The organism is Paracoccus sp. SY, from assembly GCF_002901215.1.
Classification (GTDB): Bacteria; Pseudomonadota; Alphaproteobacteria; order Rhodobacterales; family Rhodobacteraceae; genus Paracoccus; species Paracoccus acridae.
Genome location: NZ_NWMQ01000001.1, coordinates 90,578 through 110,136, shown reverse-complemented (window position 1 = coordinate 110,136; position 19,559 = coordinate 90,578). Strand labels below are relative to the sequence as shown.

At 66.5% G+C, this 19,559-nt stretch carries 17 protein-coding genes; 7 read left to right on the top strand and 10 right to left on the bottom strand.

All coding sequences use genetic code 11. From position 1 onward, the window contains the following. Window positions 1-57 precede the first annotated feature (57 nt). Window positions 58-873, bottom strand: coding sequence for a TIGR00282 family metallophosphoesterase (locus CK944_RS00525; protein WP_103171071.1), 816 nt, complete (start codon window positions 871-873; stop codon window positions 58-60). A 102-nt stretch (window positions 874-975) separates the two neighbouring features. On the opposite strand from CK944_RS00525, the gene CK944_RS00520 reads away from it, so the two are divergent. The 3 genes from CK944_RS00520 (at window position 976) to CK944_RS00510 (ending at window position 4,029) form a co-directional block, all read left to right on the top strand. Further along, window positions 976-1,791 (top strand): 2-dehydro-3-deoxygalactonokinase, encoded by an 816-nt coding sequence (locus tag CK944_RS00520; RefSeq protein ID WP_158247929.1) that lies wholly within the window; start codon window positions 976-978, stop codon window positions 1,789-1,791. 61 nt (window positions 1,792-1,852) lie between these two features. Then, window positions 1,853-3,259, top strand: coding sequence for a dihydrolipoyl dehydrogenase (locus tag CK944_RS00515; RefSeq protein WP_103171069.1), 1,407 nt, complete (start codon window positions 1,853-1,855; stop codon window positions 3,257-3,259). After that, a complete protein-coding gene (locus tag CK944_RS00510) occupies window positions 3,256-4,029 on the top strand; it encodes a hypothetical protein (protein WP_205048988.1) in 774 nt (257 codons plus the stop codon). Before CK944_RS00515 ends, CK944_RS00510 begins: the two co-directional genes overlap by 4 nt. Here the strand turns inward: CK944_RS00510 and CK944_RS00505 are convergent. After that, window positions 4,026-4,889, bottom strand: a complete 864-nt coding sequence (locus CK944_RS00505) for an NAD(P)-dependent oxidoreductase (protein WP_103171067.1) — start codon at window positions 4,887-4,889, stop codon at window positions 4,026-4,028. The two genes, CK944_RS00510 and CK944_RS00505, sit on opposite strands and share 4 nt — an antisense overlap. A 144-nt stretch (window positions 4,890-5,033) precedes the next feature. Here CK944_RS00505 and CK944_RS00500 point away from each other — a divergent pair, with 144 nt between their 5' ends. Then, window positions 5,034-7,448 (top strand): penicillin acylase family protein, encoded by a 2,415-nt coding sequence (locus CK944_RS00500; RefSeq protein ID WP_103171066.1) that lies wholly within the window; start codon window positions 5,034-5,036, stop codon window positions 7,446-7,448. Here CK944_RS00500 and CK944_RS00495 read toward each other — a convergent pair. The 8 genes from CK944_RS00495 to CK944_RS00460 all read right to left on the bottom strand — a co-directional run bounded on the left by CK944_RS00495 (window position 7,445) and on the right by CK944_RS00460 (window position 17,225). Then, the gene (locus CK944_RS00495) at window positions 7,445-8,575 is read right to left on the bottom strand and encodes a zinc-dependent alcohol dehydrogenase family protein (protein WP_103171065.1); all 1,131 of its coding nucleotides are present in this window, start codon (window positions 8,573-8,575) and stop codon (window positions 7,445-7,447) included. The two genes, CK944_RS00500 and CK944_RS00495, sit on opposite strands and share 4 nt — an antisense overlap. A gap of 234 nt (window positions 8,576-8,809) precedes the next feature. Beyond that, entirely contained in the window at window positions 8,810-9,820 is a 1,011-nt protein-coding gene (gene ribD, locus CK944_RS00490) for a bifunctional diaminohydroxyphosphoribosylaminopyrimidine deaminase/5-amino-6-(5-phosphoribosylamino)uracil reductase RibD (protein WP_371411638.1), read from the bottom strand. Window positions 9,821-9,823: 3 nt separating this feature from the next. Next, a complete protein-coding gene (gene nrdR / locus CK944_RS00485; protein WP_103171064.1) occupies window positions 9,824-10,288 on the bottom strand; it encodes a transcriptional regulator NrdR in 465 nt (154 codons plus the stop codon). Window positions 10,289-10,408: 120 nt separating this feature from the next. Then, a complete protein-coding gene (locus tag CK944_RS00480) occupies window positions 10,409-10,831 on the bottom strand; it encodes a secondary thiamine-phosphate synthase enzyme YjbQ (protein WP_103171063.1) in 423 nt (140 codons plus the stop codon). Beyond that, the gene (gene rmuC / locus CK944_RS00475; protein WP_103171062.1) at window positions 10,828-12,426 is read right to left on the bottom strand and encodes a DNA recombination protein RmuC; all 1,599 of its coding nucleotides are present in this window, start codon (window positions 12,424-12,426) and stop codon (window positions 10,828-10,830) included. The genes CK944_RS00480 and rmuC overlap by 4 nt, the downstream gene beginning before the upstream one ends. A gap of 140 nt (window positions 12,427-12,566) precedes the next feature. Next, complete coding sequence (rpoD, locus tag CK944_RS00470; RefSeq protein WP_103171061.1) at window positions 12,567-14,540, bottom strand: RNA polymerase sigma factor RpoD; 1,974 nt, start codon at window positions 14,538-14,540, stop codon at window positions 12,567-12,569. Between the two features lie 142 nt (window positions 14,541-14,682). Further along, window positions 14,683-16,575 carry a DNA primase gene (gene dnaG, locus CK944_RS00465; protein WP_103171060.1) on the bottom strand — a complete coding sequence of 631 codons (1,893 nt, stop codon included), beginning with the start codon at window positions 16,573-16,575 and terminating at the stop codon, window positions 14,683-14,685. A 65-nt stretch (window positions 16,576-16,640) separates the two neighbouring features. Then, window positions 16,641-17,225 carry a TetR/AcrR family transcriptional regulator gene (locus CK944_RS00460; RefSeq protein WP_103171059.1) on the bottom strand — a complete coding sequence of 195 codons (585 nt, stop codon included), beginning with the start codon at window positions 17,223-17,225 and terminating at the stop codon, window positions 16,641-16,643. A gap of 75 nt (window positions 17,226-17,300) precedes the next feature. Here CK944_RS00460 and CK944_RS00455 point away from each other — a divergent pair, with 75 nt between their 5' ends. The 3 genes from CK944_RS00455 (at window position 17,301) to CK944_RS00445 (ending at window position 19,510) form a co-directional block, all read left to right on the top strand. After that, complete coding sequence (locus CK944_RS00455; RefSeq protein ID WP_146038579.1) at window positions 17,301-17,558, top strand: hypothetical protein; 258 nt, start codon at window positions 17,301-17,303, stop codon at window positions 17,556-17,558. Between the two features lie 57 nt (window positions 17,559-17,615). Then, entirely contained in the window at window positions 17,616-18,824 is a 1,209-nt protein-coding gene (locus CK944_RS00450) for an alpha-hydroxy acid oxidase (protein ID WP_103171057.1), read from the top strand. A 65-nt stretch (window positions 18,825-18,889) separates the two neighbouring features. Next, on the top strand, window positions 18,890-19,510 hold the full coding sequence (locus tag CK944_RS00445) for a 50S ribosomal protein L25/general stress protein Ctc (RefSeq protein ID WP_103171056.1): 621 nt from the start codon (window positions 18,890-18,892) through the stop codon (window positions 19,508-19,510). Window positions 19,511-19,559: the final 49 nt, after the last annotated feature.

Here is a 19,559-nt window from a genome sequence, read left to right as displayed (position 1 = left end):
GCGGTCGTCGCGGGTGTAGAATTGTTTTCCCTATTACCGCAAGCGAAAGCGGGCAGGCTATGCCGGATGGGTCTGGGCCAGCCGCCCGCCGTCGCGCACCGGCTCGACCAGGGTGGCAAGGCCGGTGCGGTCGTCGGTGACGACCAGGGTGCCCGACAGCGTCGCCTCACCCTCGGCCGGGACGAAACGGTCGCGGGTCATGCCGGTGATGAAGCGGCGCAGGGGTTCGGCCTTTTCCATGCCGATGACACTGTCGTAATCGCCGCACATCCCCGCATCCGACTGATAGGCCGTGCCGCGCGGCAGGATCTGGGCGTCGGCGGTCGGCACATGGGTATGCGTGCCCACAACCGCACTGGCCCGTCCGTCGCAGAAATGGCCCGTCGCCATCTTCTCGCTGGTGGCTTCCGCGTGGATGTCGACCAGGGACGCCTGGACCATGCCGCCTGGGGGATGCGCGCGCAGCACCGCATCCAGCGCCGAGAACGGGTCGTCATAGGGCCGCGACATGAACACCTGCCCCAGGGCCTGCGTCACAAGCAGCTTGCGGCCCCGCGCATCAGTGATGACGGCGCTGCCCCGGCCCGGCGCCTCCTTGGCGAAGTTCAGGGGGCGGACGATCCGGGGTTCGCGGTCGATGAAGGCCAGCATGTCCTTTTGATCGAAGGCATGGTCCCCCAGCGTCAGGCAATCCGCCCCCGATTCCAGCAGAAGCTGGGCATGTCCGGCCGTGCAGCCGCGCCCGCCGCTGGCGTTTTCGGCATTCACCACCACCAGATCGGCCTTCAACCGCGCCCGCAGGGGGGCCAGTCGTTCCACGATGGCGCGCCGTCCGGCCCGCCCCATTACGTCGCCAAGAAAAAGTATCCGCATGGAACGGTCGTTACGCCCATGCCGTGCCCGCTTCAAGCACCGTCTCTGGACAGGGGCGCGAGGCGCGATCATCTTGCGCCGCGAAGCGGAAAGGGGTCGGGGATGGATCAGGCGGATTGGGCGGCGGCCGAACTGGCCGGAGGAGAGCTGCGCTTGTGGCTGATGGAGGGTGGCGAATGTATCACCGCCTCCTGCGGCGACGATCCGGGCCAGACCCTGCGTGCGCTGCTGTTGCCCATGTTGACGCAGGGTCAGATCATGGATGTCCTCGCCTGCGGCTGGCCCGGGGTCGAACCGGTCAGCGTTCCCTGCCCGCCCCCACCACCCGCTGCCCCCATGGCGTTGGATCCCCGGATACGGCTGCACGCGGTGCCCGGCCTGGTTCAGGACCGCCCCCTGGACCTGCTTGCCCGTGCCGTGCCGCTGATCGGCGGCCATCTGGCCGCCATGCCGGATTTCGATGGGGTTCTGTGTCTGGCAGGCTGTCCTTCGGCCTGGGTGCAGATCAGCGCGGGCGAGGTCGTCAGCTTCCGCAGCTTCCTGACGGCCGAGATCCTGTCGGCCCTTGACGCCGCGCCCCGTGACCCTTTCGACAAGGCGGCTTTCACCGAGACGGTCGCACAGGCCATGTCCAGGCCTGCGTCCCTGGCTGCGGACCTTTCATCCGTTCGCGCCGGTCTGGCATTGGGCCGGATCGAAGATGCCGCTGCGTGGTCCCGCATGGCAGGGCTGATGATCGGGGCCGAACTTGCGGCGGCGCGACCCTGGTGGCTGGGACAGAATGTCGTTGTCATCGGGGACAGCCCGATGGCCGACCGCTATGACGACGCGCTGGCGGCGCAGGGCGTGATCGCCGCACGGGCCGATCCCGTGAAGACCTGGCTTGAGGGAATGCAGGCGGCACGGCGCAGGCCATAGGCGACAAGGAACCCCCGACCTGCCCGGTGGTTCTGTTGCCGAACATCTTGCCGGAGCAGCAATGAATTCCAGGGACGATCTATCTTGCGACGTGGCGATCATCGGGGCAGGCACGGCGGGCCTTGCGGCGGAACGCGCCGCCCGGCGCGCGGGCGCCCGCACCCTTCTGATCGACGACGGCTTTGCGGGAACGCTGTGCGCCACCACCGGCTGCATGCCGTCAAAGCTGCTGATCGCCGCTGCCCGCGCCCATGCCTGTCTGGATCAGGCCCGTCTGATGGGGATCGAGATTCCATCGGCGCGCGTCGATGGCCGTCGGGTGATGGAGAGGCTGTGGGCCGAACGCGACCGTTTTGCGGCGGGGGTGCGCAAGGGCATCGCCGATCTTCCCGACGGGACTTGCATCGACAGCCGAGCCCGGTTCGCAGCACCCGGCAGATTGGAGTTGCGCGACGGCAGGCAGGTCGCCGCACGTGCCGTGGTGATCGCCACCGGATCGCTGCCCGTGGTCCCCGAACCCTATCGCGATCTTGGCCCGCGGGTTCTGACCAATGACAGCGTGTTCGAACTGAAGGAACTTCCGCGCAGCATGGCAGTGATCGGGGCGGGTCCCCTGGGGGTGGAACTGGCACAGGCTTTTGCCCGGCTGGGCGTGCGGGTCGCGCTGTTCGACCAGGGCGATCGGCTGGCCAAGATCCGCTGCGACAAGGTGCACCAGGCGTTTCGCGACCTGTATGCCCGCGATGTCGCGCTGCACCTGGGCTGCGCGCCGCAGCCGTCGGCGCGGGAAGACGGGGTCCGGCTGGCTTGGCAGGGACAGTCCGAGGATTTCGATTGTGTGCTGGTGGCCACGGGACGTGCGCCCGCATTGGAGGGCCTGAACCTGGCGGCCTCGGGGCTGTCGCTGGACGACAAGGGCGTGCCCCGGTTCGACCGTGATACCTTGCAATGCGGCGACAACGCGGTCTTCATCGCGGGCGACGCGGATGCCGATGCCCCTGTCCTGCACGAGGCGTCGCTGGAAGGCGCGATTGCCGGGCGGAATGCTGCCCGCTATCCCGATGTGACGCCCGCAGAACGTCCGCCCTTGTTCACCCTGACCTTCACCGATCCCCCGGTTGCGGCCATCGGCGCTGCGCCCGATGACTGTGCCCTGAACGGATTTGCCGACTATGCCGACCAGGGCCGCGCACGGGTCGAGGCGCGGGCGGGGGGCATCCTGCGGTTGGGCGCGGACGACCAGGGGCGGCTGACCGGCGCCGATCTGGCCGTGCCGGGGGGCGACCACCTGGCGCATCTGCTGGTCGCGGCGGCCATGAACGGAAACACCGCGCGTGACATGCTGGACATCCCCTTCTATCACCCCACGCTTGAGGAAGGGCTGAAGCCCGCCCTGCGCCAGATCTGCAAGGCGGCAAGCCTTGAGCTGTCCACCAACCGCGACAGCGGCAACCCGCCGGGGGCATGATGGCCGAACGCGTGATCGACCTTGGCAACGGCTTTTGGAACATTCGCGGCGACCTGAGGATCGGCGGTGTCGTCAATGTCGGCACCCATTCGTCGCTGGTGCGGATGTCGTCGGGCGATTTCCTGTTCCTGGATTCCTATGGCTTTGGCGACGAGGTCGCCCGTCAGATCAGGGCGCTGACCGATCAGGGGCGCGCTGTCCGCGCAATCCTGAACCTGCACCCTTTCCACACGATCCATTGCGAGACGATGCACCGCATGTTCCCGCAGGCGGACCTGTTCGGATCGGACCGGCACAAGCGCAAGTGGCCCGACCTGCCGTGGCAGCCCCAGGCGGTCGAATCGCCCGAAGTCGCCGCGCGCTTTTCCGACCTGCGCTTTTCGCTGCCCGACGGGCTTGACTACATCTGCCAGAACGAACGCGTCCATGCCGGATCGCTGCTGGCCTTCCATCCCGCCAGCGGCAGCCTGCATGTCGATGACACGCTGAACGTGCTGCCGATCCCCGGCTGGCTGCGGCGGTTGCTGCGCCAGCCGCGACTGGCCTTCCACCCGACGCTGGGTCAGGCCTTGCAGGACCGTCCCGGCGCGGCGGGCGATTTCCGCAACTGGGCCCTGCGGATCGCGGAAGACTGGCGCGACACCCGCACCGTCTGCGCCGCCCATTCCGCCACGCTGGCGCTAGAACCGGGCAGCTTTCCCGACCATGTCAGGAAGGCCTTGGCCCGCGTCGAATCCGTGCTGAAGCGGGCCGAGGCGAAGGGCCGCTAGCCCAGTCGCGCGATCAGGGACGAGGTGTCCCAACGGCCCCCGCCCATCCGTTGCACGTCCTTGTAGAACTGATCGACCAGGGCGGTCACCGGCAGGGACGCACCCACCTCGTCCGCCGCGGCCAGGCAGATCCCCAGGTCCTTGCGCATCCAATCCACCGCGAAGCCGTGGTCGAAATGACCCTGGTCCATGGTCTTGTGGCGGTTCGCCATCTGCCAGCTTCCGGCGGCGCCCTGGCTGATGACCTCGACCAGCTTATCGACCTCAAGCCCCGACTTCTTGGCAAAGGCCAGGGATTCCGACAGCGCCTGCACCAGGCCCGCAATGGCGATCTGGTTGCACATCTTGGCGATCTGGCCCGCGCCCACATCGCCCATCCGGCGGCAGATCCGGGCATAGGCGGCAATCACGGGTTCCGCTGCGCTGAAGTCCTGTTCCGACCCGCCGCACATGACCGACAACTGCCCATTTTCGGCCCCCGCCTGGCCGCCCGACACGGGCGCATCGACATAGCCAAGGCCCATGCCCTGCGCCGCCCCGGCCAGTTCGCGCGTCACGGCGGCCGATACCGTGGTGTGGTCCACAAAGATCGCGTCCGGCCGCATGCCGGCAAAGGCGCCTTCGGGACCAAGGCAAACCTGGCGCAGGTCGTCGTCGTTGCCTACGCAGGCCATGACGAAATCGGCCCCCTCGGCCGCCTGCCTGGGGGTGGGTGCCCAAGCCCCGCCGTGCCTGGCCACCCAGGCCTCGGCCTTGGCGGCGGTGCGGTTGAAGACGGTAACGTCATGGCCCGCCGCCTTCAGATGCCCCGCCATCGGCGCGCCCATCACGCCCAGCCCCAGAAATGCCAGTTTTGCCATATGTCCCCCATTGCCTGGGCGCGGGTCCGTTGAACTGGGGCCGCGCCTGAATTATGCAGCACACCAACATCCCCGCGCGCCTTGGTCAAGCGCGCAGGCACCCCAAGGAACAGGCAGCGGACCGGCCATGGATCATCTTCCGACATGCTGACCCTTTTCCGCTGGCTTCTGCGGCTGACCATCGGGCTGATCGTGCTGCTGGTGCTGGCGGCGGTCCTGGCCTGGTATTTCGCCGTCCGGTCCCTGCCCGACTACAACGCCACGCTGCATGTCCGGGGCATATCCGCGCCGGTCGAGATCGTGCGGTCCACCGAAAACGTGCCCCATATCTTCGGCCAGACGGACGAGGACGTGTTCTTCGCCCTGGGTCTGGCCCATGCCCAGGACCGGCTGTTCCAGATGACCCTGTTGCGCCGCGCAGCCCAGGGCCGCCTGTCCGAGGTCTATGGCGCCGGCGCCTTCCCGGCCGACGACCTGGCACGACGGCTGGAACTTTACCGCAATGCCGCCGCATCGGTCGATTCGCAGGACCAGGCGACCCAGGCCGCGCTGCGCGCCTATGCCGAAGGCGTGAACCAGTGGATCGCAGAGGTCAATGAAGGCGCGCTTGGCCGGGGTGCGCCGGAATTCTTCGTCCTGCCGCAAAAAATCGCCTATTGGCAGCCCGCCGATTCGCTGGCGATCCTGAAGCTGCTGGCAGCCGCGACCAGCGATGCCGCAGCCGAGGAGATTCTGCGTGCGCGCCTGTCGCTGACCTGGCCGGAACGCGGCCCGGAACTGCTGTTCGGGGAAGCCGACGGTCCCCTGCTTCCCCGCTACGCCGACATGTTCCCGGGCGCCCGCCTTGCCCCGCCCGAGGCGCGGCTTGGCGCCGCCCCGGCGCGCGACGCTGCCGGTTTCCTGTTCCCGAACCAGGGGCTTGGCGCCAATACCTTCGCGGTCGGGGCGGACCGCACTGCGGCGGGCGGCGCCCTGCTGGGGAACGATCCGCAAAGCCCGCTGATCGCGCCGTCCCTGTATTACCTGGCGCGGCTGCAACTGACGCCAGGGGGCGTCATCGGGGCAACGGTGCCGGGTCTGCCGGTGGTCTTTTCGGGTCGCAATCCGCAGCTTGCCTGGGGCATCGCGCCCGCCAGCCTGGACGATGCAGATATCGCGATCGAGGAGATCCAGCCCGGACAGCCAGACCGCTATCGCGGCACCGAAGGCTGGACCGAATTCACCACCCGCAGGGAGGTGATCCGGGTGCTGGACGAACCCGCCCGCGCCATCACCCTGCGCAGCAGCCGCAATGGCCCCCTTGTGCCGCTGCTGGATCCGGGGCTGGCGGATGTCACGCCGCTGGGCCATGTCCCTGCGCTGCGATGGACCGGCCTTTCGGCCACGGACACCACGATGTCTGCCTTGATCGGCCTCATGCGCGCCACCGACGCAAACAGCGCGGCCACTGCGCTGGGGCGGGTGGTGGCGCCTGCCATGGCGGTGACGCTGGCCGATGCGGACGGCATCCGCCAGGTGACCGTGGGCGCCCTGCCCCAGCGATCGGCCGGCCATCCGACGGGCGGCCTGATGCCCGTGCCCGGCTGGCTGCCGGATGGCGAATGGACGGGGATGATGTCCCAGACAGAGGACAGCCCCATCACCGATGACCTGGCCTTCGCGACCGAGGAACGTGGCCCTCTGGCCCTGCGCCGCGCCCGGCTGTCGCATCTGCTGAACGACCGCGAGGTTCATTCGCGCGACAGCTTCATCGCGGCCCAACTGGATATCGTCAGCCCCGCCGCCCGCGCGTTGCTGCCGCTGGTCGGGGCCGATCTGTGGTTCACGGGGGAACCCGCCGCCCCCGGCACGCCGGAACGCCAGCGCCAGGATGCGCTGAACCTGCTGGCCGAATGGGACGGCGCCATGAGCGAGCATCTGCCCGAACCGCTGATCTATTCCGCCTGGATGGCCGCCTTGCAGGACCGCCTGATCCGGGACGAGCTTGGCCCGGTGGCCGACGACATCCGCGTCCTGCATCCCGGCTTCATCGATTCCGTGTTCCGCAACCGGACCGGCGCGGCGGTCTGGTGCGACATCGTGCAAAGCGCCCCAGAGGAGGATTGCACGACCATTGCCCGGCAGGCCCTGGATCGCGCGATCCTGGATCTGACCCAGCGCTTCGGTCCCGACGTGACAAGCTGGCGGTGGGGCGACGCGCATCAGGCGCGCCATCTTCATCCCGGCCTGGGACAGATTCCGGCGCTTGGCTGGATCGTCAACCTGTCGCAGTCGATTTCCGGCGGCGCCTTTACCGTGTCCTATACCGAGATGCTGGGCACCGGCCCCGCCCGGTTCGAGGCGCGGACCGGCCCCGGCTATCGGGGGGTCTACGACCTTGCCGACCCCGACAGTTCGGTCTTCATCATCTCGACCGGGCAGTCGGGCCATCCTCTTTCGCGCCATTACGACGACTTGGCCGGGCTGTGGCGCCGGGGGGAATATGTCGGCATGTCCCTGGACCCGCAGCTTGCCCGCGCGGCGGCCACCGGCATCACCCGCCTGGAACCCGACGGCTAGTCGAACAGCACGACCTGCCTGATCGCGTGGCCCTGGTCCAACAGGTCGAAGCCTTCGTTGATCTGCTCCAACGTCAGCGTATGCGTCAGCAGCCTGTTCACCGGCAACTGCCCCGCGCGATACATGCGGATAAATCGCGGAATGTCGCGCTGCGGAACGCAGGAGCCCATATAGCTGCCCTTCACCGTGCGTTCGTCGGCCACCACATTCACGGCCGGGATCCGGAATTCCGCCGTGGGCGCGGCAAGTCCCGCCGTCACCGTCTGCCCACCGCGCCGGGTGATGGCATAGGCAAGCTGAAAGGCCGGAACAGCGCCGGCCAATTCGATCGCGTGATCGACGCCGCCGCCCGTATCGGACCGGATGCGGCCCGCCAGATCGGCTTCGGCGGCGTCATAAGTGCGCGTCGCCCCCAGGTCGCGGGCCAGGGCCAGCTTGTCGTCCGACAGGTCGATGGCCACGATCTCGGTCGCGCCAGCCGCCACCGCACCCAGCAGGGCAGCCAGGCCGACACCGCCCAGGCCGACGATGGCAACGCTTTGCCCCGGCTGCACGCGGCAGGTGTTCAGCACCGCCCCCACACCGGTCTGGACCGCGCAACCGAACAGCGCCAGTTCCGCAAAGGGTATGTCATCTGCATCCACCCGGACGACCGAATGGCGCGACACGACCGCATGATCGGCATAGGCCGACACGCCGCAATGGTGATGGACATTGCGCCCCCCGTCATGCAGCCGCATCGCGTCCCCCATCAGGGCGCCCTTGCCGTTCGCTTCGGCCCCCGGGATGCACAGCGCGGGCCGCCCCTCGGCACAGGGCAGGCAGGCGCCGCAGGTGGGCTGAAACGTCATCACCACCCGGTTGCCCGGCGTCAGGTCGCGGACCGCGCTGCCCACCTGAACCACGGTTCCCGCCGCTTCGTGCCCCAAAACCATGGGGACGGGCCGGGGACGGTTTCCGTTGATCACCGACAGATCCGAATGGCACAATCCCGCCGCGCCGATCCTGACCAGCACCTCCTTGGGGCCCGGAGGATCCAGATCCAGTTCCCGGATTTCCAGCGGTCGGCTTGTGGCGAAAGGCGCGGCGACAGGCGAGGATGTCAGCACGGCGGCGCGGATCTTCATTCATCTCTCCTTGTCAGATGGGCCGACTTTTCCTTTCCTGGGACCGACGATCAAGACGGTTGTTGGAATGGGCCGCCGTGGCAACGTGGCCTTGCAATCGCTGAAACCGCATTTTCAGGGATGCATGATGGCCCGGACTCCACAAGGTAACGACGCAGGAACGGCAGCGAACCAGTTTTTGCGGGGTCATATCGGGTCCAGGCGACAGAAGTCATGACAGCCGCGGCCACTGCGTCATCCTGTGATCCGTCGCCAGCGATGGAACAGGTCGCCGCCCAAGGCGCGCGTTTCCACCAACCGGAACCGAGGCGCGTCGGCCAGGTGCACAAGCCCCATCGGCCCTATCGCCGCCCTACCTTCGCCCCCCAGGATGACACCGGCGGTATAGCCGATGACCTGATCGACCAATCCGGCCTGCAACAACGACGCTGCCAGCATCCCGCCCCCTTCGCAGAACACCCGGGTGACGCCCTGGCGGGCCAGATCGACAAGCGCATCCTGGGGCAAGGCGTCGATCCGCCACAAGGGACCATGCATCGGTCCTTCGGGCGGAAGGTCGGACACCGGTTGCGACGACAGCACCACCCGAACCGGCTGGCGGGGCGTTGTCAGCCCCCTCACGTTCAACGAGGGGCGGTCAACGCGGGCCGTGTTGCCCCCCACCATCACCGCGTCGTGGGCCATGCGCATGGCGTGGACATGCAGCCGCGCCTGCGGCCCGGTGATCCACCTGCTTTCGCCGCTGGCTGTGGCGATGCGGCCGTCAAAGCTGGTCGCCAGCTTCAGGGTCACGAAGGGCCGCGCCGTCAGGATGCGCGACAGGAACCCCGCCTGCAGTTCCTGCGCCTCGGCCCGCCTGACGCCCTGGGTGATGCCGACCCCTGCATCTTGCAGCATCCCATGCCCGCGACCGGCCACGCGCGGATCGGGATCCATCATGGCAGACACCACCCGGCTGATCCCCGCCTCGATCAATCCCTCGGCGCAGGGCGGGGTTCGGCCATGATGCGCACAGGGCTCCAGCGTGACATAGGCCGTGGCGCCCCGTGCCAGCGGACCGGCCTGATCCAGCGCCATCCGTTCCGCATGAGGACGCCCGCCCGGCTGGGTCCAGCCACGCCCAACGATGCGACCGTCCCGCACGATCACGCAGCCGACCGCCGGATTGGGCCAGACATTTCCCAGACCCCGGCGCGCCAGGCGCAGGGCGTGGTCCATGTGGCGCAGGTCGTCGCGGGCGGTCACGCCTTATTCGCTGCCCGCGCCGGGGCGCAGTTCAGACACGAACTTGTCGAAATCATCCGCGTCCTGGAAATTCTTGTAAACGCTGGCGAAACGGACATAGGCCACGTTGTCGATGCGGGACAGCGATTCCATCACGATCTCGCCAATCATCTTGGAAGGGATGTCGGTCTCGCCCGTGCTTTCCAGGCGGCGGACGATGCCGCTGATCATCTGCTCGATCCGCTCGGGTTCGACGGGGCGCTTCTGCATGGCGATGCGGATGGACCGGGCCAGCTTGTCGCGGTCGAAATCCTCTCGCCTTCCGCTGGACTTGACGACGACCAGATCGCGCAGCTGCACCCGTTCATAGGTCGTGAAACGTCCCCCGCAGGCAGGGCAGAAACGACGGCGGCGAATGGCGACATTGTCTTCGGCGGGACGTGAATCCTTGACCTGAGTATCCACGTTTCCGCAAAACGGGCAGCGCATCCAGTTGTCCCCTGTGCCGCACAAATCCCCATAACTATAAGACACCGGCAGGAATTGGGTAGCCTTATCCACAAGCCACAACATGTTCTTCAGGCTGGCTGTGTCCGGAATGCCGCGCTGTCAGTCCGCTTGAAACAGGGCGGCGACCTCCCGTCTGTGGGGCGCGCGACGGTGTTCCACAAGATAGATCCCCTGCCATGTGCCCAGCATCATCCGCCCGCCCGCGACCGGAACCTGCAGGCTGACTGGCAAGACGGCGGCCTTCAGATGGGCGGGCATGTCGTCCGGGCCTTCGTCACGATGGCGCAGCCAGGACATCGAAGGATGATCGGCAGGCGGCGCGATGCGGTCCAGCCAGCCAAGCAGATCGGACTGCACGTCGGGATCGGCATTTTCCTGGATCAGCAGCGAACAGGACGTATGGCGCACCATCAGCGTCAGAAGCCCGTCCGCCGCATCGTTGTCCGCCAGCCAGGCCGCCACCTCGCGGGTGAAATCGTGACAAGCGGGACCGCGCGTCTGGATGGTGAAGATGCGGTTCATTCCGCCGCCTCGGGGCTGCCCAGCAGGGGCAGGTCGTCGTCTCCGTCATGCCCGATGGCCAACCGTTTCTGGTTGCGCGCGCCAAGCTGGCGCAGCATCTCGGCCTGGCGGATCACGTTGCCCGACCCGCGGGACAGGCGATCCATCGCCGTGGCGTGGCTTTTCTGCGCCTTGTCCAGGGCCGTGCCGACTTCATCCATCGCCGAGACGAAGCCGTGCAGCTTGTCGTAAAGCGCCCCGGCCCGGTTCGCGATCGCCGCCGCATTGGATTCCCGCCGCTCGACCGTCCAGATGTGATCGACCGTCCGCAGCGTCAGCATCAGCGTGGTGGGCGTCGCCAGCCCCACGCGGTTCTCCATCGCGTGCCGCGTCAGGTCGGGATCGACGCGCAGCGCCTCGGAAAAGGCGCCTTCGATGGGGATGAACATCAGGACGTAATCGACCGAGCCTTCATCCAGCGCGTGATAGCCCTTCCCTGCAAGCGAGGCGATATGGGCGCGCATCGCCGCCACATGCCGGCGCAGCGCACCGTCGCAGATGGACGGATCCTCGGCGCTGACCGCTTCCTCATAGGCCAGAAGCGAGACCTTGCTGTCCACCACCAGAACCTTCTTCTGCGGCATCCTGATGATCACGTCGGGGCGCCAGGTCCGGCCCTGCTCATCCTTGTGGCTGGTCTGGGTGACATAATGCGTTCCCGCCAGCAGGCCCGAATCCTCGAGGATGCGTTCCAGGATCATCTCGCCCCAGGCACCGCGCTTCTGGCTGTCCCCCTTCAAGGCGCGGGTCAGGTTGACCGCCTCGCGGGAAATGGCCTCGGATCGGCGGTGAAGCCCCTCGATCTGCTCGCGCAGGCGGGCGCGTTCCTCGTCCGTGGCCTTGTTGCGGGCCTGAAGTTCGGTCTGGAAGCGGTGGACCTGGTCGCGGAAGGGGGTCAGCAGCGCGCTTAGCTGGTCGCCATGGGCGCGCTGCATCTCGGCGCCCTGCGTCTTCAGCGTCTCGTTGGCCAGCAGCTTGAACTGGCCGGTCATTTCCTCTCGCAATTCCTTGAGGGTGGCGATCTCGCGCTGCGCCGCCTCCAGATCCTTCTGCGCCATCAGACGGGCCTGAGACAGGTCTTTCTCAAGATTGGCAACGGTCTGGCGTTCGGCGCGCAAGGCACCGTCAAGGTCGTCGCGTTCGGCGGTGAGCTGCGCAACCACCTCATTCACCTGGTCGCGCGCTTCATGCAGGCGTGCGACCTCTCGCCGTTCGGCGGCAAGATCCTTTTCGGCAGCCAGCCGGGCGGATGACAGTTCCCCTTCCAGGCGCGCAAGATTGCGGCGCTCGGCATGCAGCGCATCCGCCAGATCGTCGCGTTCCTGGTTCAGTTCCGACAGACGGCGTTCCAGATGCTCGGCCTGCGCCTCGAGTCGACCGGCACGCAGGCGCTGTTCGTCAAGAACTTGACCTTGCTCGGCCAGCCGGCGTTCCAGATCCTGGACCTTGCCGTCATCCGAGGAACGCGCACCGCCCCGCCGCTGGGTCAGCAGCAGGACCAGCACCACCGCTGCCAGGAAAAGACAAACGGCGATCAGAATCGTATCGGAAGGCATCGACGAACCTCGGGCAATTCAGGAACAGCGTTCATGATTTACCCCCGAATTGCAAGCGCCGAGGCGATTGCCTGCGGGATGCGCTTGCCGACAATTCTCATCATCCAGAAAAGGAAAAACCGCCCGAGGGCGGTTTTCCGTCACTGGTCCAGGAAGGACCGCAGCTTGCGACTGCGCGAAGGATGCTTCAGCTTGCGCAGCGCCTTGGCCTCGATCTGGCGGATGCGTTCGCGGGTCACGCTGAACTGCTGGCCCACCTCCTCCAGCGTGTGGTCGGTGTTCATGCCGATGCCGAAACGCATCCGCAGAACCCGTTCCTCTCGCGGAGTCAGGGAGGCCAGAACCCGCGTGGTCGTTTCCTTCAGGTTCTCCTGAATGGCGCTGTCCAGCGGCAGGACGGCGTTCTTGTCCTCGATGAAATCGCCGAGCTGGCTGTCTTCCTCGTCCCCGATGGGGGTTTCGAGGGAAATCGGCTCCTTGGCGATCTTCATCACCTTGCGGACCTTTTCCAGCGGCATCTGCAGCTTTTCGGCCAGTTCCTCGGGCGTGGGTTCCCGACCGATCTCGTGCAGCATCTGGCGGCCAGTACGGACCAGCTTGTTGATCGTCTCGATCATGTGGACCGGGATGCGGATCGTGCGCGCCTGGTCCGCAATGGACCGGGTGATCGCCTGCCGGATCCACCAGGTCGCATAGGTCGAGAACTTGTAGCCGCGCCGGTATTCGAACTTGTCCACGGCCTTCATAAGGCCGATGTTGCCTTCCTGGATCAGGTCCAGGAACTGCAGACCGCGGTTCGTGTACTTCTTGGCGATGCTGATGACCAGGCGCAGGTTGGCCTCGACCATTTCCTTCTTGGCCTGGCGGGCCTCTTTCTCGCCGCGCTGGACCTGGGCCACGATGCGGCGGAATTCCTCGATATCGACGCCGACATATTGGCCGACCTGCGCCATCTCGTTGCGCAGATCATCCACCTTGTCGCGGGACCGTTCGAACAGCGCCTGCCAGCCGCGGCCGGCCTGCTGGGACATGCGGTCCACCCAGGTCGGGTCCAGTTCGGTGCCACGATAGGCGTCGATGAATTCGCGGCGGTTGATCCGCGCGGCATCGGCCAGCTTGACCATGCCGCTGTCGATGGTGACGATCCGGCGGTTGATGCCGTAAAGCTGATCGACCAGCGCCTCGATCCGGCTGCTGTTCAGGTGCAGTTCGTTGACCAGCCCGACGATACGCGACCGCAGCACCTGATAGTCGCTCTCGTTGCTGGCCGAGAAGCTGTTGTCCTCGTTCAGCGTGGCCGACATCCGCTGGTCCTGCATCGCGGCCAGGGCCTCGTAGTCGCGCGCGATCAGTTCCAGGGTTTCCAGAACCTTGGGCTTGAGGCTGGCTTCCATCGCGGCCAATGACAGGTTGGCGCCTTCGTCCTCGTCCTCGTCGTCCTCGCCCAGGATGGGATTGCCGTCGGCGTCCAGTTCCTCGCGTTTCTGCGTGGCTTCTGTCTGGACGCTTTCCTCGGTCAGTTCCTCTTCCTCGCCCTCATCGTCGTCCAGCGACTGGCCGAAGGTGGTTTCCAGGTCGATCACGTCACGCAGAAGGATTTCTTCGTCCAGAAGCTCCTCGCGCCACATGGTGATGGCCTTGAAGGTCAGCGGGCTTTCGCAAAGGCCCGCGATCATGGTGTTCCGGCCGGCCTCGATGCGCTTGGCGATGGCGATCTCGCCCTCGCGGGACAGCAGCTCGACCGAGCCCATCTCGCGCAGATACATCCGCACCGGGTCATCGGTACGGTCCAGCTTCTCGGTTTCCGAGGTCGCAACGGCCACCTCGCGCGAGGTGGATCCGACCACGGCCACGGCCCCTCCCTCGGGTTCCTCGGCCCCATCTTCGTCCTCGATCACGTTGATGCCCATTTCGGACAACATCGACATCACGTCCTCGATCTGCTCGGACGAGGCGTGCTCGGGCGGAAGCGCCGCATTCAACTGGTCATAGGTGATATAGCCGCGCTCGCGCGCCTCGGCGATCATGCGCTTGACGGCCGCCTGGCTCATGTCCAGGGAATGCGCGTTGTCGTCCTTGTCGGTCTTGTCGTGATCGTCGTCCTTGGCGGCCATCAACGGCTCCCTTCTTCAGGCGGTGATTCGCAGACAGGCGAATCACTGAACATGAGTTCTACATTTAGCGTGGCGCACCCCCGAATCAAAGGGCACGCGATGCGGCTGATTCGCCGACATGGTGCGAATCGATCGGGGATGGTCAGCGGCGTGGCGGCTTGCGCCAGATCTGGCCCTGGACAAACTCCGACAACTGGGCCGAAAGGGCGTCCCGGTCCTCGTTCAAATCCATGCCGCCCTCCAGTTCAGGCCGCTCGGCGCGGTGACGCGCGCGGGCGATCTGCTGCATCCGCCAGGTCAGCCCCTCGTCGGCCTCGCCCTGGATTTCGGCTTCGGCGCGGGCCAGTTCGGTGCCGATTGCCCGCTGCGCTTCCAGCCGGTCCAGAAGATTGCCCAGGATCGCGGCCACGGTTTCAGTGTCCTGCGTGTCGATGACCGCAGGAGTGAGGCCCAGATGGGCGTCACGCCGCAGCGTTTCAAGACCGCGTTGACCTGCCGCGCTTTGCGTCTGGCCCAGAAGGTCGAACAGCAGGGCCGCCCGGTCGGGATCCTGGGGTGACAAGCGCTCCAGGCGGGTTTCCATCTGCGCGACCAGTTCGGGGCGCAAGGCGCAGATCAACAGGCTTGCCCCTTCCAGAAGACTGCCTGCCGCCTGGGGGTCCGAGACGGTCGCAGGAATGGGCAGGACCGGACGCGAGGGTCTCGCAGACCCCTTGCGCTTGCCGGGCGTCCAGTCTCCGCGCCGCGACGATCCGCCGAACAGATCCCACTGCTTGCTGCGCAGTTCCTTGGCGTAATGGTTGCGGGTCAGGTCGTCCGGGATCTTGGCAACGGCGTCCTGAAGACGCTTTTCCAGGGCGGCCTTGCGTTCGGGGCTGTCGAAGACCTGTCCTTCGGTCTCGCGCGCCCACAACAAATCGACCAGCGGGCGCGCCTGATCCAGCAGCGCCCCCATGGCGCCCGGTCCTACTGCCTTGATCAGGTCGTCGGGATCCTGTCCTGCGGGCAGGATGACGAAACGAAGCGCCCGGCCCGGTCCCGTCATCGGCAGGGCCAGATCGATCAGCCGCTGCGCCGCCCGCTGTCCTGCCGCGTCGCCGTCCAGGGCAATTACGGGTTCGGGGCTGACGCGCCACATCAGGTGCAACTGCTCCTCGGTGATTGCGGTGCCCAGGGGGGCCACGGCGCCCTCGAAACCCGCGCGGGCCAGGGCGATCACGTCCATGTAGCCTTCGGCCACCACCAGCCGCTGGCCCTTGGCAACGGCGGCACGGGCCGGGCCAAGGTGATAAAGGTTTCGCCCCTTGTCGAACAGCGGCGTTTCCGGGCTGTTGAGGTATTTCGCCCGCGCATTCGGATCCATCGCCCGACCGCCGAAGCCGATGCAGCGCCCCTGCCCGTCGCGAATCGGAAAGATGATGCGGCCCCGGAAGCGGTCATAGGCCGCCCCGCCATTGTCAGGCCGCGCCGACATGCCTGCTTCGACGATCAGGGATTCGTCGAAGCCCTTGTCGCGCAATGCCTGCGTCAGCGCGGTGCGGCTGTCGGGGGCGAAACCGATCTCGAACCGGTCGAGCGCCGCCTGATCCAGGCCGCGCCGTGCCAGGTAATCGCGCGCATCAGCGGCGGCGCCGGTTTGCAGTTGCAGGCGGAACCAGCGGCAGGCGGCCTCGGTCACGTCCAGCAGGCGGGTGCGGCGGTCGGTTCTTTCGCGGGCGCGGGGATCGGATTCGGGCATCTGCAACCCGGCCTCGGCGGCCAGCAGCTTGACGGCCTCGATGAACTCCATCCCGTCGGCCTCGCGCAGGAACTTGATGGCGTCGCCCTTGGCGTGGCAGCCGAAGCAGTAGTAATAGCCCTTTTGGTCATCGCAATGAAAACTGGCCGATTTTTCCTGGTGGAACGGGCATGGTGCCCACCAGTCGCCCCGCGCCTGGTTCGACTTGCGCAGATCCCACACGACCTTCTTGCCGATCACGCGGCTGATCGGGACGCGGTTCCGAATCTCGTCAAGGAAGCCGGGGGGAAGACTCATGGGGGGATTATCGCGCTGCGGCCAAAATCAAGAAAGGGGGTATTTGGACAACGAAGAAGCGGTGGTCAATCCGCGCCGACCGCGCCGCGCGCAAGGCCCCAATAGATGTCGCCGATGCGCCGGCGGTCCAGACGCCCGCCTTCGCGGTACCAGTTCGTCACGCCCGTCAGCATCGCAATCAGGGCCATTGTCGCCAGGCGCGGGTCGTCGATGCGCATGACGCCCGCCGCCACACCGTCGCGCAGGATGGCCTCCAACGCGTTCTCGTATTCGCCGCGCAGGGCCGCGATGCGGGCGCGGTTTTCGGGGGTCAGGTTGCGAAGTTCCATATAGGACAGGAACACGGCATCGGCGTGATCCAGGCTGGTGTCGATATGGAAGCGCACGAAATGTTCCAGCCGCGCCAGGGGATCGCCCGGAATGTCGGACCAGGCGCCCAGCAGTTCCTGCATGTGGCTTTCCAGAAGATCGAACAGCAAGGCCTGCTTGTCGGGGGTATAGGCATAAAGCGCGCCAGCCTGCACCCCCACCGCCGACGCGATCTGGCGCATCGACACGGCGGCATAGCCCTGCCGTGCGAACAGGCGGCGGGCATGGGTGCGGATCAGGGGGCCGGTGACATCGGCGCGGGAACCTTGGGTGCGGGCCATGCGGTCTTCTAGCGCGCGGCGGCAGGGCGGGAAAGTCCGTTGCCCCGGTGCAAGCCGCGCCATAATCTCGGGGCCATGAAACATCTCTTGCCCCTGACCTGCGCCGCATTCCTGGCGGCATGCTCGACCGATACGGAATCCTATCCGCGCTTGCTGCCCACCGACCAGATCCTGGCCGAACCTGTCCTGCCCGATCATGCGCCCCAGGCAGCGTCGTCCGATGTCGAGGCAGAGGCGCAGGCACGGGCGGACGCGCTGCGGCGGCGCGCCGATGCCCTGCGCGGGCCGGTCATCGAACCAGACACGCTGCGGCGGATCCAGCCCCAAGGATGATTGCTGGCCGCATGCCGATCTGGTAAAGATTCTTGACCAATCCTGTCGGAGAGCCTCATGCCCGTCATCACGTCAATCGAAGATCTCAAGCGGATGCATCGCTCGCGCACTCCGAAGATGTTCTATGACTATGCCGAGTCGGGCAGCTATACCGAACAGACCTTCCGCGAGAACACGACCGACTTTGCCCGGTTGAAGCTTCGCCAGAAGGTGGCCGTGGACATGTCGAACCGCAGCACGGCATCGGACCTCGTGGGCCTTCCCGCCGCGATGCCGGTGGCGCTGGCCCCGGTCGGCATGACCGGGATGCAGCATGCCGATGGGGAAATCCATGCCGCCCGTGCAGCCGAGAAGTTCGGCGTGCCGTTCTGCCTGTCCACCATGTCGATCTGTTCCATCGAGGATGTGGCGGAACACACCACCAAGCCTTTCATGTTCCAGCTTTATGCGATGAAGGACCAGGATTTCCTGGCCGCCATCATCGAGCGCGCGAAAAAGGCGAATTGCAGCGCCCTGGTCCTGACCCTGGACCTGCAGATCCTGGGCCAGCGGCACAAGGACCTGAAGAACGGCCTGTCCGCGCCCCCCAAGCTGACCTTGCCGACCATGCTGGATCTTGCGACGCGCTGGCGCTGGGGCATGGGGATGCTGCAAACGAAGCGCCGCTTCTTCGGCAACATCGTGGGCCATGCCAAGGGCGTGGCCGATCCTTCCAGCCTGATGAGCTGGACGGCCGAGCAGTTCGATGAAAAGCTGGATTGGGACAAGATTGCCCGAATCCGCGACATGTGGGGCGGCAAGCTGATCCTGAAAGGCGTACTGGACCCCGACGACGCGCGCATTGCGGCGGATTTCGGCGCCGACGCGATCATCGTCAGCAACCACGGTGGGCGGCAACTGGACGGGGCGCTGTCCTCGATCAGGATGCTGCCGCATATCGTCAAGGCCGTGGGCGATCGGGTGGAAATCCACATGGACGGCGGCATCCGGTCGGGCCAGGACGTGCTGAAGGCGCTTGCCCTGGGCGCGCATTCGACCTGGATCGGGCGGGCCTGGCTGCACGGGCTAGGCGCCATGGGCGAGGCCGGGGTGACCCGCGCGCTGGAAATCATCCGCAAGGAACTGGACATCAGCATGGCGCTGTGCGGCGAACGGGATGTCAGGAACATCGGGCCCCAGAACGTGATGATCCCCCGCGGCTTCCTGGACGAATACGAGGTTCAGGCGCCCAAGGGGGCTTCACAAATCACCCCCATTGCCGTATAGGCCGCCACCTGTCGCCATGCACCCTTGGAGGATGGCGGCACCAACAACCAAGTTAGGAACATATCATGGCCAAAGAGATCCCTGATCTGGTGGCCGAGCCGCGCGCGGGGTCAGGCAAGGGGGCCGCCCGCCAAGCTCGCCGCGATGGCAAGGTGCCCGGAGTCGTCTATGGTGACCACAAGGACCCGGTCAACATCCAGTTCGACTTCAACAAGCTGCTGACGCAACTGCGCGCCGGCCGGTTCATGTCCACGCTGTTCAACCTGAAGGTCGAAGGCCAGGAAGACGTCCGCGTCATCTGCCGCGGCGTCCAGAAGGACGTGGTGAAGGACCTGCCGATCCACATCGACTTCATGCGCCTGCGCCGCACCTCGAAGGTGAACCTGTTCATCCCGGTCGAATTCATCAACCACGAAAAATCCCCCGGCCTGAAGCGCGGCGGGACGTTGGTTACGGTTCGTCCCGAAGTCGAGCTTGTCGTGACTGCAGGCGACATCCCGGACCACATCACCGTCGATCTGGAAGGCCTGAACGTCGGTGAAACGATCCACATCAACGATGTGAAGCTGCCGGAAGGCGCGAAGCCGACCATCGACCGCAACTTCGTGATCGCCAACGTCGCCGCGCCGTCCGCGCTGCGTTCGGGCGGCGACGACGAGCCGGCCGAGGCTGCCGCGGAGGAGTGATCCCCGCGCGCTTTGCGCAATCATCGGGGCGGTGCCGCTTGGCGCCGCC